We start from the raw sequence: 15076 nt of genomic DNA, 5'->3' as shown, positions 1-15076 counted from the left end.
AGCATTGGCCTTGTTAACAACTTGCATTTGCCGAGCTTGACTCTCTCCATCTCCTCCCCTCTATAGTCATGAGATTAGGCATCAGCTAGTTGTTTAGACCGCGCGCAGAGTATTTACTTAGAAATTCGGCTCCTTTGATTAAGCTCTGATGAAAGATTAATCAAACTTTGTGAACAAACTGTGAGCATGCTAGGGGCGCACTCGCGCTAAAAAAGCTTTTGAATGACTGATATCAGCAGAAAATTGTCAACTGCTTGACCAGATTTGTAAACTATTGGTTTTGTGAAAATTCCTAACTCAAGGTGTCAGCATTCAGCCGTCAGCTTATTTTATTCAAAAGCTGTTCGGTGTCAGGATAGGCTGAGCCAGCGGTAAACTTTTCAGGACTTACGCATAAAGGCGTTTCTCGTACTTATCAGGTACACTCAATTTTATTCCCCCTACTCCCGACTCCCTACTCCCTACTCCCTACTCCCTACTCCCTACTCGCTGCTGCCTTGCACTTGCTCCCCCAGCCACTTAGTAATCAGTTCTGGACAATTCTTCTTAAACCAGCGCAGAGCAACAACTCTGAAGGCTGGTTTAGACATACGGGCAATTGATTTCATCATCCAGTTGAGGGAGCGAGACTGAAACTTTTTGTTGATCAGGTTGACTGATCCGACATCGTAGAGGCAATCGAGGATGAGCTTTACGGTAGCTTCTTCCCTCTCTACTAAATGTTCCAGAAGCAGCAGTACATCATGCATACGCTCCTTTTGTATGCGCTCTTCTTCCAAGATTTTCGGCACCTCGACCAATGGTTCGGAAGATGTCATCATAGTCGTGGTATCTATACTTGACTGTTCCAGGCTTGGATTCATTCCTTACACCCTAATCAAAAATGTACCTATGTCAGACACTATAACCTAGTACTGCGTCAAAATTAAATTGATAACCATTAGGTACCCTATTAGTTGCATGTTTGAGCCATCGATGCCTTTCCAGGGATTGCTTTGTTTTACCATCAAGCCCCTGGTTTGAGATAAGTTTTGTTTTTAACCAATAGGAAACTTCTGATCGGGGCATGGGAAATAGAGAATTACAGATTCTTGAGAATTTAATACTTTTAATACTTGATGCGATCGCGAACAGCTCCACTGCGAGGTGTACCTTTTTTATCATTCGCAGCACTTTTTTCCAAAAATTCAATAATCTTCCCCGCCACATCCACCCCAGTCGCCTTTTCAATTCCTTCTAGTCCTGGTGAAGAATTCACTTCCAACACTAGCGGACCACGATGGGAGCGTACCATGTCTACCCCAGCTATGGGTAATCCCATGGCTTTAGCAGCACGAATTGCTGTGATACGCTCTTGAGAGGTTAACTGGATTTTTTCAGCTGTTCCCCCTCGGTGTAGGTTCGAGCGGAATTCCCCCTCTGCTCCCTGTCGCTTAATTGATGCCACTACCTTACTATCAATCACAAGACAGCGAATATCCATACCCCCTGCTTCTTTGATAAATTCTTGGACTAAAATATTGGCTTGTAAACCGCGAAAGGCTTCAATCACCGACTTGGCAGCTTGATGGGTTTCTGCCAGGACTACCCCAATACCTTGGGTACCCTCCAATAGTTTAATCACCAAAGGAGCACCACCTACCATCTCGATTAAGTGGTCAATATCTTCGGTTAAATAGGCAAAGCCAGTTACGGGTAAACCAATACCTTCACCAGAAAGGATCTGAAGAGAGCGTAGTTTATCACGGGAGCGGGAAATTCCCTGATTTGGAATAGCACTCTTTACACCCATCAATTCAAACTGCCGTACAACGGCGGTGCCATAGAAGGTCTGTGATGCCCCGATCCGGGGAATAATGGCATCAAAGTCATCTAAGGGTTTGCCCTGATACATTACCATTGGCTTGTCAGCTGTAATATTCAGGTAACAGCACATATAGTTAATCACCCGCATTTGATGACCCCGCTTGTCCCCAGCATCCTTCAAGCGTCGGGTAGAATACAAGGTAGCATCTAGGGATAAGATCGCAATTTTCATTGGGTTTACCCTATATCACTAACGCTATATTTTAAAAATAAATCTTAGGGGCGCATCTGGTGCGCCCCTAAGGTGTGTCACTAATTGATTGTAAACCGCAGCAAGTCACAAGTGCGATTGGCCGTAGGCCACGCTACGCGAACGCATAATTTGATTGAGCGCTTTTTGTTTAGACTCAACAAAGTGTCAACGCTCAACACAGGTCACTTCAGGCATGGCCTTCCCAGCTCAAATCTACCGACTCAGCGATTACTGGTCGGTCGTAACCATTTTCATTCATCATCCACATCCCTGTCTTGCCATCAACAGTATTGCTCCAGAAAATGTCATCGTAACCATTCTTGTCAAAATCCATAACTCCTTGAAATTTCCAGGTGTCGTCAAGGGGTGCATTATTAACGAACACTGATTCTATGTAATCTGTACCTGCCATGCGCCAGTAGTAAACATTTTGGTTTTCAGTGTCAAGCCAGAGAACATCCGCGTTTTTATCTCCATCAAAGTCTCCGGCACCAAGGATTTTCCATTTACTGTTGGCTAATTCTGATTGGATTAGTACTCCTCGATTCGGCTCAGTGCCATTCATCAGCCAAACTGCATTTTCCCCAGTGGAGTCATTACGCCACAGCAGATCGGTTTGCTGATCACGGTTGAAATCTCCTGTGCCATGGATTTTCCAGTTAAGGTCTGAGACTGGGACGATGGATACTGCTTCTTGAAACTGGGAACCATTCATTAACCAGATACCAATGTCTCCATTCGCGGTATTGCGCCAAACCATATCTTTGTGGCTATCACCGTTGAAGTCTCCAGCAGCACGAATCTCCCAGTCACTGTTAACGGATTCCATTTGAATCGTCACTGCCTCATCTAGGTCAGTACCCATTACCCCATGCATCCGCCAAGCTCCCATGGTGCCAGTCTCAGAATTATGCCAGAACAGATCCACTTCAGCGGAGGTGAATTCAATGGCGTCAATTCGCCCTAACTCGAAGGTCTCATTATCAAGACTATCTGCCTCTACAACAATTTCGATGCGATCGCCTGGAGCAAGTTGTACATCTTTAAAGATAGGATTTGGATTAGGATCACCATTGCTGAGAGAGTCAGTGAAACCGACATAGTTACCGGAGTTGGGTCCATCTCCACCAAGGTTTTTATCCAAAGTATAGGTGTCAACATCAGTACCGTTGACCCGTAGTGTTAGTTTGGCTTGTCCATCTATTTCATCAAAGTGAGCAATACCGATATGGTATTTGCCAGCAACACCATCACTTTCTGTCCAGTCAATTCTGATTATGCCGTTGGTTTCAATGTCTTCGATTCTGACTGCTTTAGAGCCTGAAGCACTATTATTATCAAAAACCTCGTAATTTTCTAGGGTAACGCGAGTTGTGTTTTCTGCTTCGATTTTCATAGTTGTTTTCCTGTTTTAGATGAAGCGCGTTTTGTGAATTGGTAATTGTCAGCGGTCAGCGGTCAGCGGTCAGCGGTCAGCGGTCAGCTAAAAGCTCACGCTACGCGAACAGCTTCAAATAAAATTGAAAGTCTGGGGAAAACCCCCATTGCACGTGGAACAGGCTTCTAGCCTGTGATGTAGCGTATTAGCTGTTCGCTTAAATTAACGGCGTTCCTGATTCTGGGTATGGTTTCGCCCCCCTAGGGCGTGTTTTCAAAGTTTTCCGCAAGATTTAGATCCCCCCCAGCCCCCCTTAAAAAAGGGGGGAGCCATAGTCAAAGTCCCCCTTTTTTAAGGGGGATTTAGGGGGATCTCCGAGTTTGAAGACACACCCTAGCCCCCCAATTCTGGGGGGAACAAGAATCAATTTGTTGCTAAAAGTCCCCCAAAATTGGGGGATTTAGGGGGCTTGAATGTAGCAAATGAGACTTCTCAGACAACCTCTGATAGCTGATAGCTTACAGTGGTTTGCTGAAAATACCTTTGGCATAACTGTTATGAATTGCTCTAAGAATTCCCAAACTATTGAGCAAAACTATTGGTAGAATGCGGTTTTTGGTTTAAATGCAGCCTGGTCTGATCTTGTGTCGATTACACAAGTGTGTCTTTTATGTGGATGGTAGAGATTGCACACTAGAGTATTTTCTACCATGATATATTTTCGAGCTGTTTTGAAATTAGGTCACTTTGAAAAGTGGCACAGTTAAAGGCTATTTTATAAATAAGATGATATAATGTAGCGGACTTTAATTGGGTAAGGTATAGGAAAGGGAATAGGGAATAGGGAGTACGGAACAAAAACTATCACAATTCCTACACGGATTGCTAGAGCTTTTTATTGTTATCATAGAAAGCGATGCAGCGCCGCCAAAGGGGGTTTCCCCCATGAGCGACTGCATCAAGACAAAGCCTTGTGTATTCTGTAAACCCTACAGCATGTCGAATCAGACTTATAACTGGCAGCGATTTTGGTGTTCTATCTCTGATGACTTCAATTTAGGTTATGATGGTTACTTATCCGATCCAGACGTTACATTGGTCAACGGTTACAATTACAATCCCAATCCTAAGTTGGTAACCTTTAGGGAAATTTCTGGAATACCCTGCCTAATACTCCTCGGTGAACCGGGCATCGGCAAGACTCAAACCATGAAGGAGGAAGAAGAGAAGGTTACTGCTGAGCTTAAAAATACAGACGATGAAATACTGTCACTTGATATTGGATTCTTTTCTAAAGAAGATACACTAAAGAAGGAGTTGTTTGAAAGCCCGCAATTTACTAAGTGGCAATCTGGAAGCCATAGGCTTCACATATTTTTAGATAGTCTTGATGAATGCCTTTTACGAATACAAACACTGGCACGTATTTTAGTTTATGAGCTTAAAAAGTATAAGGAGCATGTTGAGCGTTTAACTCTTCGGATTGCCTGTAGAACAGCTGTTTTACCATCTGGTCTTGAGCCAGGTCTCAAGGAACTTTTTGGTAAAGATTCCCTAGGAATATATCAGCTAGTTCCACTTCGTCGTCAAGATGTTGTTAAAGCAGCAAAAGCTAACGAAATTGATCCAGATACTTTCTTAGAAGAAGTTTCTAAAAAAAATCTCGTCCCCCTAGCTATCAAGCCGATCACCCTAGACTTTCTTCTGAAGATTTATTGCCGTGGTAGTGGTGAGTCTCTCGAAAATAAGAGGATTGATCAACTTTATCTTGACGGCTGTCGCTGTTTATGCGAAGAACCTAATCCTAACCGTCGTGACTCAGGTGCTATCGGTGATCTCGATCCAGACCAGCGCCTGATTATTGCTGCTCGGATTGCGGCTGTTACAATTTTTGCCAATCGATTTGGTGTTTGGACTGGACTTTATCGAAATTATGCTCCATATCCAGATCAGTTAATTCTCATTAAGGAGCTTTGCATTGGGGAGGAAGTTGCTAATAGCAAGAATTTGGATATCACTGAATTAGCTATCAAAGAGGTTTTAGATACTGGCTTGTTTTCATCTCGTGGTGAAAAGCGTATTGGGTGCTCTGATCAGACCTATGGTGAAAAGCTGATAGGGTGGTCTCATCAGACCTATGCTGAGTTTCTAGCAGCATGGTATTTGAAGGAACATAATGTCTCTGAGTCCTTCTTCCAGAGGCATTTCTATTTATGTAACCATAAAGATCCTGAGCATAAATTGATTCCTCAGCTCCATGAAACTGCTGCATGGTTAGCCACCATGATATCTGAGATACGTGAGGTAATTCTTAGCAGTGATCCTGATGTGTTACTTCTGAGCGATATACGTAAACATTATAGTGATGATAGTGATGATAGTGTGCGAGAATATGATAGTGTTCGAGAAAGGGTGGTTTCAAATTTATTGAGGCAGTATGAGCAAGGAAAAATAAATCAAAAACTAATTAACTACCGCTTATACTACGAGAAACTAAAACATCCTAACCTTGCGGAACAACTTCGTCCATATATTGTGGATGCAACTAAGCAAAGGGATGCACGACATACAGCTATCACGATGGCTCAATTCTGTCAACTGAAAGAACTCCAAAATGAATTGGTTACCTTAGCAACTGATTCAACTGAAACCATTGAACTTAGGATTAGTGCTGTTCAAGCTATTGGGGAGATTGGCGATCAGAAGTCAAGACTCAAACTCAAGCCGTTAGCCCTTAATCCCCTTCCAGAGGATGAGCAGGACAGGCTTAAGGGTTGTTGCCTACAAGCAGTGTTTAATAAGTGCAATGATTTGACATATGATGAGGTGTTTGATATCTTAACTCCTGCCAAGGCAATAAATCTTATTAGTGATTCCTACCGATGGTTTCTAAACTATACACTTGTACCAATGCTTAAAGACAAATGGCTGAGGGAACCATTAAAATCGGATTTTATAAAGGAATATGGTAAGAGTCAAAAGTTTGTCAAGGCACTAGTTAATTTAGGAGAAATTAACTATGATTGTCGATTAGATCATTTCGTATTATCTTTAATAGAAGATATCTACCTAAAACCTAGGCTTGCTGATCACGATCAGGATTGGATGGAAGATCCAATGCTTAGCTCACGATTGGCCATACTAAATAAACTTTTTGCGCAGGAAATATACGATACATTTGAGCTAAATAATACAGCATCGATTGATGGGATTATTGAAGATTATTATAATTGGGCTAATCAAAAATGGCTCTCTGAGCAATTTAGTAATTATTTTATAGAGGGACAACAAGCTTCAAAACAAGCTTTAAATGACCGTCATCAACAAAAATTATTAGATCATAGAGAGAGAATTATTCGTATTTTGGATCAATTAGAAGATGGTAACTTATCAGCTTGGTGGTGGTTGAATATGGAAATGACCCTTAAGCCAGACAGCCGATACTATGATAATGCATTTGAACCTGATTTAACTAAGCTTCCAGGGTGGAAAGAGGCTGATGAACTGACTTGCAATAGGATTATTAAAGGTGCTGAAAAGTATATTAAAAATCAGAAAGATATAAATACTGATTGGATTGGTAAAAAGTCATTATACATTGATCTATATATACCAAAATTTGCGGGTTATCAAGCTTTTCTGTTGCTTCGAAACAAAGCTCCAGAGATTCTTGAAACTATTCCACCTGAGACATGGCGCATTTGGGCACCTGTGATCATCGCTTTTCCTCGTGGAAGCGAACATTCTAACAGCTGTTTAGAGTTAGTAAAGAGGGTTTACTCAAATGCTCCTGATCAGGTAATTGAAACTTTGAATATCCTGATTGATAAAGAAAATGAGCAGTCTGACTATATATTTGTAATTAGACTCGTTGAAAAATGTTGGGATAAACATCTAAGTGATTTTATTTTAAAAAAGGCTCAAGATAAATCCCTAAAGCCCAAATGTATGGGACATCTGTTAGAATATATTCTAAAACATGGCTCGAATGAAGCTAAAGAGAAATCTATAGAATATCTCCAAACATTTAGATCATTCCCATTGCCTTTGAACAAAGATGAACGTGACAGAGTCATCATTGCCTTAACATTCCTATTCTACTACCCAACTACCAACAGTTGGTCTAGTATATGGTCGATTCTTGAGCAAGAAGCAAATCTTGATCTTGGACGAGAATTGATTGAGTTAGTTGCTAATCCCAATAAATCGTTTCTCGGTCTCTTAGAGCTTAAGCTTAATCTTAATGAGAAACAGTTAGCTGATCTATATATCTGGATGGTTAGGCAATATCCCTATGACGAAGCTCCCGATCATAGTAATTATTTCTTGGGTCCAAGGGAGATGGTGGCTAGATTAAGAGATGACATTCTACGGCAACTAAAAAATATTGGAACGCCTGATGCCTGTGAGGAAGTTGAGGGTATTATTCGAGAATGTCCTCAACTTCCTTGGCTTAAGAAAACGCTGATATCTGCCAAAGATAGCATGCGTCGTAAAACTTGGAAGGCACTCCAACCAAAAAAGGTTATTGATGATATATTAGCTCATGATTCCAGAAGTAAAACTGTGCAAGGTAATCAAGGTACATCTAATAATATAGTAAATTTGGATAATAAAGGTGGTATTGTTAACATAGGAGGAAAAAATACAAACACTATGGCTGAAAATATTAATAACAACACGAATGGCGGCGATGTTATCAACAATACAGGTATTGTTGATAACCGTAAAATTGGTAATAACAACAACATTATCGCAAACGGAGAAGGCAATAATATCAACGTCAATGACTCTAAAAGCAATCCTAACAGCGGAGATATATGGAACAAAATCCTTGGGATTGTGACAATTGTTGGTGTGGTTGCGGCAGTGCTCGGATTATTCGGTAATGGGATATTTAACGAGCCGAACAAAAGATTTTTTAGAATAGATCAGCAGCCGTCACTGTCACCAACGCCAACTGTTCCATCTCCTTCTTCAACTCCAGATAGTGAATAGCGATAATCTATAGCAAAGGGAACAGGGAGTAGGGAGCAGGGAGTAGGGAAGTCATAATAGGTAAGAGGGTAAAAATAATGTCTACCTGATTAGACTATAAACCGCTATAGTCTAATAAAAGCTGTTTTAATTTTGATTGCTATACTTTCATAATTAATAATATTTAATTATAGCGTTTATTGAATTTATGAGGTACGGTTATCAACCTCAAACTCCCCCTTTCTCACGGGAATTTAGGGGGATCGCTTTGTAGCTCATGGGATAGAAAATAGCTATAGCGTTTTTAATAGCTATGAGGTACAGAGATTTTTCCCTGTTCCCTGTTCCCTGTTCCCCGTTCCCTGTTCCCTGTTCCCTGTTCCCTGTTCCCTGTTCCCTGTTCCCTGTTCCCTGTTCCCTGTTCCCTGTTCCCTGTTCCCTAGCTCCCTTTACCATAGTTTACAAAACTTTACAAACCTCTTCACCAAAATATCCGGGTTCACAAAATAAATTCAGCAAAGCTTACTAGACTCAAGTGCTGTCTATAGCGTTTCTCGATCAGATGTAAACCTAGGAGGTCTTTTTTTATTGTCGAATAAAACTCCCGATCTCTTTCCCCTCTTACCTCCCCCCCTTATTAAGGGCTAGCGGGGATTCCTCTTGCATCTTGCCTTTTAAAGCAAGAACTGTGTTTACAACCCAGATACAAACGCTATATGCCTGACCCCTCTACTCTCTTACTGCTAGCCTACAGCCACTGCAAAAATGCCACTGCTAGTCTTGACTACAGTAAAAGCATGATCTGCACGCCCACTCAGAAGCCCAAGCAATCCCCTCGGCTGGGGAAACCCCCCAATCGCATCACTGCTCCAGATGCGATCGCATTGGCTCAAGACTCTCGATTCAGTAATCTCAAAACACTCCAGGGAGAGTCTTCACAAGAGATAAAGTTGCCCCCAACACTGCGTTTGGGTAGCCAAGGGGAAGTTGTGACTAGACTACAAACTCTACTGCAACAGTTGGGATACTACCAACAGCCAGTGGATGGTGTATACGGTTCCAATACCTTTGCTGCTGTCTCTACATTCCAGCAAGCACTAGGGTTGAATGCGGATGGTATTGTTGGACCAATAACCTGGATAACGCTACAACAATTGCACTCAGAATCCTTATCTGCTAACCAAGAGAGTATCGGGGAAAGCCAGGATACTATCATTAATAATTTTATTTCAACACCAGAGTCTCCCTTAGCAAATCAATCTGTTCGTTCAACCCCCTTGAACTACCTCAGCAATAAACCACTATACCTATGGTTATTTGGCTGGGCAGTGGTATCTCTTAGTGGATGGGGAGTAATTGCGCTACAGATAAACTATAAACGGCTCCCAATTCGGCTGAGGATAGGAAAATCCTCTAGAAAAACAGGGCAACCTGAGAATATTATTTTGCCCATAGAAGATAGCGAATCAAGCATCTATTCAGATGATTTGCTAACTATCATCAGTGAGAGCGAGATAGAGCAATCCTCAAGCCCTGAAACGGTCTCTGAAACGGTTGCCATAGATGAAACTGTAGACCAAAACAATCAAGACTTAACCTTAGGGAAGTATGGTCTACTTCTGTTCACCAGCCCAGTGGCAACAAGCCCTAATAGTTTACCGATACAATTTGAAGAGAGTAAAGAAAATACAGCTAAGCTAAACTTGGCTAAATGCTCTACTTTGTTCTTGCCCTTAGATCAGATTAAATTTAAACAATCACCACCATCAAGGGGTGAAACTAATCTATCTTTATCAGCTGTTTTGGACTATTTGGAATCTTCTGCGGAAGGTCTTTACAGTTTTACCCACCCATCTATATCCTCCGTTATTCAAGAATTGACCAACAATGAGTTAGTGGAAGTTGAAGCAGCTCAGGGTCGGATTGAACCTCTCAAGCACTTCTTTACTGACTTTACTGAGGTGTATCGCGTTGGTCAAAACGCTAGCTTAGCTGAGGAAAACCATCACCAAGATACCAGCACAAGTCAGGAAAATGTCCGCCAAACAGCCCAAGAGTCTGACCAAGGGGATAAACCTATCCCTGAGCAGATGAAACCAGGAACTGTGGTTGGTATGCTCTCCCCGACTAACCCAAAAACAGGGGAACGCTATACCTACTCATTAATTGATGATGCTGGCGGGCGGTTTATGTTAAGGGAGAATAAACTGGAGCTTACTGAGCAAACCTTGATGGATTTCAACGGAGATACTAGCCATACCGTGATTGTCCGTCGCACTGACTCCAAAGGTATCTATGTTGATAAATCCTTTACTCTGCGTTTGAAGGCTGAGAACGAGTCAGCACCTCCTCAGCCCCCAGTTGAAAGCCAGAAGAAGGTATCCACTGAAACGCGATCGCTTACCAGCGTCAGCAGTTAATTAATTCATGATTTACCCAGTATTATCAAATCCAGTTGAATACCCATAATTGTGGGGGAGTGTGGGGAGATGGGGGAGATGGGGAGATGGGGGAGATTTTTATTAAGCGATGCAGCGCGGTCTTGGGGGTTTCCCCCATGAGCGACTGCATCAAGACAGGGGAATTATCCTGAAATGATATAAGTCTACAGTGTAGCACTCCCATTAAGGTGTTTGACATTGATACAAGCAGCAATTAGCATGCATGCCTTTTGCCTTTTGCCTTTTGCCTTTTGCCTTTTGCCTTTTTTCTTCGGGTCTTCCCAAGGTAAGCTAGAATTATTAAGAAATCTTTAGAAAAAATTGTAACTGCTGCTACCTATTTCCAGGCGCTGGTATGACTCTCCCAATTCGCAACGTTGCTATTATTGCTCACGTCGATCACGGCAAAACTACCTTAGTTGACGCTCTACTCAAACAATCCGGTATCTTCCGCGAAGGGGAAGACGTTCCAGACTGCGTCATGGACTCCAACGATTTAGAGCGGGAGCGGGGTATTACTATTCTTTCTAAGAATACCGCCGTTCGGTACAAAGACATCCTAATTAATATTGTTGATACTCCCGGTCACGCTGACTTTGGTGGAGAAGTAGAGCGGGTATTGGGTATGGTGGATGGCTGCATCCTAATTGTGGATGCTAATGAAGGACCAATGCCTCAAACCCGATTTGTCCTGAAAAAAGCTCTGGAAAAAGGACTGCGCCCGATTGTAGTGGTCAATAAAATTGACCGACCCCAAGCGGACCCTTATGGTGCCATCGACAAAGTCCTGGATCTGTTCCTAGAATTAGGAGCAGACGATGACCAGTGTGAGTTTCCCTACCTATTTGCCTCCGGTCTACAAGGCTACGCCAAAGAAGATTTGGACGCAGAAGCGGTAGATATGCAGCCACTGTTTGAAGCAATTTTGCATCATGTCCCGCCACCAGTAGGAGACCCTGCCAAGCCGCTACAACTACAAGTCACCACCTTGGACTATTCCGAGTACCTAGGTCGCATTGTGATTGGCAGAATTCACAACGGAACCATTAAGGCCAGTCAACAAGCTGCTTTAGTTAAGGATACTGGGGACATAGTTCAGGCAAAAGTAACCAAGTTGATGGGATTTGAAGGACTCAAGCGAGTTGACCTAAAAGAAGCATCAGCTGGTTATATCGTGGCAGTAGCTGGGTTTGCTGATGCCAATATTGGTGAAACCATTACTTGTCCCAATGAACCCCAAGCTTTACCCCTAATTAAGGTAGATGAGCCTACCTTGCAAATGACCTTCTGCGTGAATGATTCCCCCTTTGCGGGTAAGGAAGGGGACTTTGTAACGTCGCGACAATTACGCGATCGCTTATTCCGAGAATTAGAAACAAACGTAGCACTACGGGTAGAACCCACTGACTCCCCCGATAAATTCCTAGTATCTGGTCGTGGAGAGCTACACCTGGGTATTCTGATCGAAACCATGCGTCGCCAAGGATATGAGTTCCAAGTTTCCCAACCCCAAGTCATCTACCGGGAAGTCAATGGTCAACCTTGCGAACCCTTTGAATATCTAGTGCTAGATGTACCAGAAGAAGCCGTGGGTAGCTGTATCGAGCGTTTAGGACAGCGCAAAGGGGAAATGCAAGATATGCAAGTGGGTGCCAATGGTCGAACCCAAATCGATTTTGTGATTCCTGCCCGTGGCTTAGTCGGTTTCCGGGGGGACTTCCTTCGCCTGACCAAAGGTGAAGGGATCATGAATCATAGCTTCCTAGAATATCGTCCCATGACTGGGGAATTAGAAACTCGCCGCAATGGAGTAATTGTAGCCTTTGAAGAAGGGATGGCTACCTTCTATGCCCTGAAAAATGGAGAAGACCGTGGTGTATTCTTTATTAAACCAGGCACTAAGGTTTACAAAAACATGATTATTGGGGAACACAATCGTCCTCAGGACTTAGATCTAAATGTCTGTAAAACTAAGCAGTTAACTAACCATCGTTCCGCCACTGGGGATGAATTAGTGCAGTTACAAGCCCCAGTGGAGATGAGTTTGGAACGGGCTTTGGAGTATATTGGACCCGATGAACTGGTAGAGATTACACCTCAGTCAGTTCGTTTGCGGAAGCTGTCTAAGAAGAAGTTGGCGAAGCAAGGTAAAAGGTAAGAATTAAGAATTAAGAATTTAGAATGTAGAATTTAGAATTTAGAATTTAGAATTTAGAATTGGGAATTGGGAATTTAGAATTGGGAATTCACCATTATGGATTTTGGATATTGGATTTTGGATTTTGGATTCACCATTCACCATTCTGTATTCTGGATTCACCATTCTAAATTCACCATTCTTAATTCTGGATTCACCATTCTAAATTCTGCATTCTTAATTCTAAATTCTGCATTCTTAATTCACCATTCTAAATTCTACATTCTAAATTCAAGCTTCATTCATCCAATCACGAGCCGAGGCGGAAGCATCTATACCACCAGTGCGCATCTGGCGTATCAAAGCCTGGGGATCAGGAGACACTTTAAGGGCTTCGGTGGGTGTGATTTTTTCATCAATTAGGTAGTTGTAGAGAGCCTGATTCATAACTTGCATTCCTTCAATGGTTTCAGTTTCCATCAGTCGGAACACATCCCCATCTTCTCCCTTAAGCAGGTAATCCTGTACAGTTGGGGTATTGATTAAAATGTCATGAACCGCAATCCGACCCTTATCGGTGGTTGGTACTAAGAGTTGGGCAATAACTGCCAACAGGGACTCAGCAATCTGGATGCGGATCGCTGCCTGTTCATCAGGATTGTAGAGATTCAACAGACGGTTAATACTGCTGATAGCATTGCGAGTGTGTAGAGTACCCAAGACCAGATGACCGGTTTGGGCAGCTTGCAGGGCTGTATCAACTGTGATGCGATCGCGCATTTCCCCAATTAGAATTATATCGGGATCCTCCCGTAACACAGACCGCAGAGCGTGGTGAAACTGATGGGTGTGCAATCCCACTTCTCGCTGACTAATCAGGCACTTTCGGGAGCGGTGGACATATTCAACCGGGTCTTCAATGGTAACAATATGTTTGTACTCTGTTTCATTGAGATGGCGAATCATAGCCGCAAGAGTCGTTGATTTACCTGATCCTGTCGGACCGGTAACTAAAATAATTCCCTGACCCTTGCTAACTATTTTTTTGAAAACTTGCGGTAGAGTTAAATCATCGATTGAAGGAACATCAAGGCTGATTAATCGCAGCACAATAGCTCCCCCGTTTAGGGAGTCAAAACAATTGACCCTACAGCGCACTAAGCCAGGGTAAAAAATAGCCGTATCCAGTTCTTTGGTTTCAGCAAACTGCTTCCTCTGAGCCGGAGTGAGAATTTCATTGAGGTATGCCTCAAAGACTTCCACTGTGACCTTGGTATGACGTTTAGCCACATACATCTTGCCCCGAATCCTAAATCTGGGGACCTGTCCCACTCGAATATGAATGTCAGAAGCTTTGTGACCATGAGCCTCTGCGACGATTTGCTCGATAGAAGGGGAATGGCTAAGGTTCTGGTTAAGTTCTACTACTGGTTTAAGTGGTGATGGGAAAGTTTGAGGCTCTTGATCAATTTGCACTCCTAAACCAGAATTCGTGTTCTTCATATGATGTACCTAGGGATACCCTTGCTGGACTGATCGGGTCGGGGCGTTAATGTTTACTTATCTTATTGTTGGCAGTGAATTTCGGTTGCTTGTTATCCAACCAAAGAACTGTCAACCCTAGAGAAATTTTACTTTACATAAAAAGTTTTCACACTAATCTAGCTAGGTTTTTGATATTGCTGTCAGACATCACCTAGATATGATATACTTAGGGTGCGGCTCTTATAGAAAGACGATAGAATGGGGAAGAGTTTTTTAACCCAAGCTGTCCTGTAGCAGTGTTTTGAGAGAAAAAACCGAAGGACTCGACAGGCGCAACCGCAGCAGTATGAGCCAGGCTAGATTTTGTTCTCCTGAGATTCCATCGTTCCTGTGCCCCTTCGAGTGGGAACCAGTCCTGAACCCTGGACTGTGGAAAGCTCTTACCCTTTCCACTTCCTATGAGCGCCTTTCATCGGTCGCCCCACAGTCCAAACCTTAACGTAAAGTTAACCAAAAGCCCACTTTGATTAACTTTACGTTAAGGATAAAAATAATGTTTTCTATTATTACTTATTCAGAGAATATTGTCAAGTTATGAT

The 15076-nt window shown here is 42.6% G+C and carries 10 protein-coding genes; 4 read left to right on the top strand and 6 right to left on the bottom strand.

Features of this window, described 5'->3' with window-relative positions; genetic code table 11:
• Window positions 1–482: 482 nt before the first annotated feature.
• The 4 genes from F6K46_RS02345 to F6K46_RS02330 all read right to left on the bottom strand — a co-directional run bounded on the left by F6K46_RS02345 (window position 483) and on the right by F6K46_RS02330 (window position 4396).
• On the bottom strand, window positions 483–863 hold the full coding sequence (locus F6K46_RS02345; protein ID WP_293054737.1) for a hypothetical protein: 381 nt from the start codon (window positions 861–863) through the stop codon (window positions 483–485).
• Window positions 864–1108: 245 nt separating this feature from the next.
• Window positions 1109–2038 (bottom strand): 30S ribosomal protein S6--L-glutamate ligase, encoded by a 930-nt coding sequence (gene rimK / locus F6K46_RS02340; RefSeq protein WP_293054738.1) that lies wholly within the window; start codon window positions 2036–2038, stop codon window positions 1109–1111.
• A 208-nt stretch (window positions 2039–2246) separates the two neighbouring features.
• Window positions 2247–3455, bottom strand: a complete 1209-nt coding sequence (locus F6K46_RS02335) for a VCBS repeat-containing protein (RefSeq protein ID WP_293054739.1) — start codon at window positions 3453–3455, stop codon at window positions 2247–2249.
• Between the two features lie 788 nt (window positions 3456–4243).
• On the bottom strand, window positions 4244–4396 hold the full coding sequence (locus tag F6K46_RS02330) for a hypothetical protein (protein WP_293054740.1): 153 nt from the start codon (window positions 4394–4396) through the stop codon (window positions 4244–4246).
• A 37-nt stretch (window positions 4397–4433) separates the two neighbouring features.
• Here F6K46_RS02330 and F6K46_RS02325 point away from each other — a divergent pair, with 37 nt between their 5' ends.
• The 3 genes from F6K46_RS02325 (at window position 4434) to F6K46_RS02315 (ending at window position 10834) form a co-directional block, all read left to right on the top strand.
• A complete protein-coding gene (locus F6K46_RS02325; RefSeq protein WP_293054741.1) occupies window positions 4434–8435 on the top strand; it encodes a hypothetical protein in 4002 nt (1333 codons plus the stop codon).
• A 292-nt stretch (window positions 8436–8727) separates the two neighbouring features.
• Complete coding sequence (locus tag F6K46_RS02320) at window positions 8728–8943, top strand: hypothetical protein (protein ID WP_293054742.1); 216 nt, start codon at window positions 8728–8730, stop codon at window positions 8941–8943.
• Window positions 8944–9130: 187 nt separating this feature from the next.
• Complete coding sequence (locus F6K46_RS02315; protein WP_293054743.1) at window positions 9131–10834, top strand: peptidoglycan-binding protein; 1704 nt, start codon at window positions 9131–9133, stop codon at window positions 10832–10834.
• 25 nt (window positions 10835–10859) lie between these two features.
• On the opposite strand, the gene F6K46_RS02310 is transcribed toward F6K46_RS02315, so the two are convergent.
• Window positions 10860–10985: a hypothetical protein gene (locus F6K46_RS02310; protein WP_293054744.1), complete on the bottom strand. Its 126-nt coding sequence runs from the start codon at window positions 10983–10985 to the stop codon at window positions 10860–10862.
• Window positions 10986–11210: 225 nt separating this feature from the next.
• On the opposite strand from F6K46_RS02310, the gene typA reads away from it, so the two are divergent.
• Window positions 11211–13013 carry a translational GTPase TypA gene (typA, locus tag F6K46_RS02305; RefSeq protein WP_293054745.1) on the top strand — a complete coding sequence of 601 codons (1803 nt, stop codon included), beginning with the start codon at window positions 11211–11213 and terminating at the stop codon, window positions 13011–13013.
• 270 nt (window positions 13014–13283) lie between these two features.
• On the opposite strand, the gene F6K46_RS02300 is transcribed toward typA, so the two are convergent.
• Window positions 13284–14495: a PilT/PilU family type 4a pilus ATPase gene (locus F6K46_RS02300; protein WP_293054746.1), complete on the bottom strand. Its 1212-nt coding sequence runs from the start codon at window positions 14493–14495 to the stop codon at window positions 13284–13286.
• Window positions 14496–15076 lie beyond the last annotated feature (581 nt).

The sequence above is a fragment of the Moorena sp. SIO3E8 genome, from assembly GCF_010692445.1.
Classification (GTDB): domain Bacteria; phylum Cyanobacteriota; class Cyanobacteriia; order Cyanobacteriales; family Coleofasciculaceae; genus Moorena; species Moorena bouillonii.
The sequence above is the reverse complement of the archived record's forward strand: the minus strand, read 5'-3'. Positions and strand labels throughout refer to the sequence as shown.

Excerpts from the sequence above, each read along its gene's own strand:
- F6K46_RS02345 (WP_293054737.1), bottom strand. The coding sequence starts at position 863 with ATGAATCCAAGCCTGGAACAGTCAAGTATAGATACCACGACTATGATG.
- rimK (WP_293054738.1), bottom strand. The coding sequence starts at position 2,038 with ATGAAAATTGCGATCTTATCCCTAGATGCTACCTTGTATTCTACCCGA.
- F6K46_RS02335 (WP_293054739.1), bottom strand. The coding sequence starts at position 3,455 with ATGAAAATCGAAGCAGAAAACACAACTCGCGTTACCCTAGAAAATTAC.
- F6K46_RS02330 (WP_293054740.1), bottom strand. The coding sequence starts at position 4,396 with ATGCAGTCGCTCATGGGGGAAACCCCCTTTGGCGGCGCTGCATCGCTT.
- F6K46_RS02325 (WP_293054741.1), top strand. The coding sequence starts at position 4,434 with ATGTCGAATCAGACTTATAACTGGCAGCGATTTTGGTGTTCTATCTCT.
- F6K46_RS02320 (WP_293054742.1), top strand. The coding sequence starts at position 8,728 with ATGAGGTACAGAGATTTTTCCCTGTTCCCTGTTCCCTGTTCCCCGTTC.
- F6K46_RS02315 (WP_293054743.1), top strand. The coding sequence starts at position 9,131 with ATGCCTGACCCCTCTACTCTCTTACTGCTAGCCTACAGCCACTGCAAA.
- F6K46_RS02310 (WP_293054744.1), bottom strand. The coding sequence starts at position 10,985 with ATGCAGTCGCTCATGGGGGAAACCCCCAAGACCGCGCTGCATCGCTTA.
- typA (WP_293054745.1), top strand. The coding sequence starts at position 11,211 with ATGACTCTCCCAATTCGCAACGTTGCTATTATTGCTCACGTCGATCAC.
- F6K46_RS02300 (WP_293054746.1), bottom strand. The coding sequence starts at position 14,495 with ATGAAGAACACGAATTCTGGTTTAGGAGTGCAAATTGATCAAGAGCCT.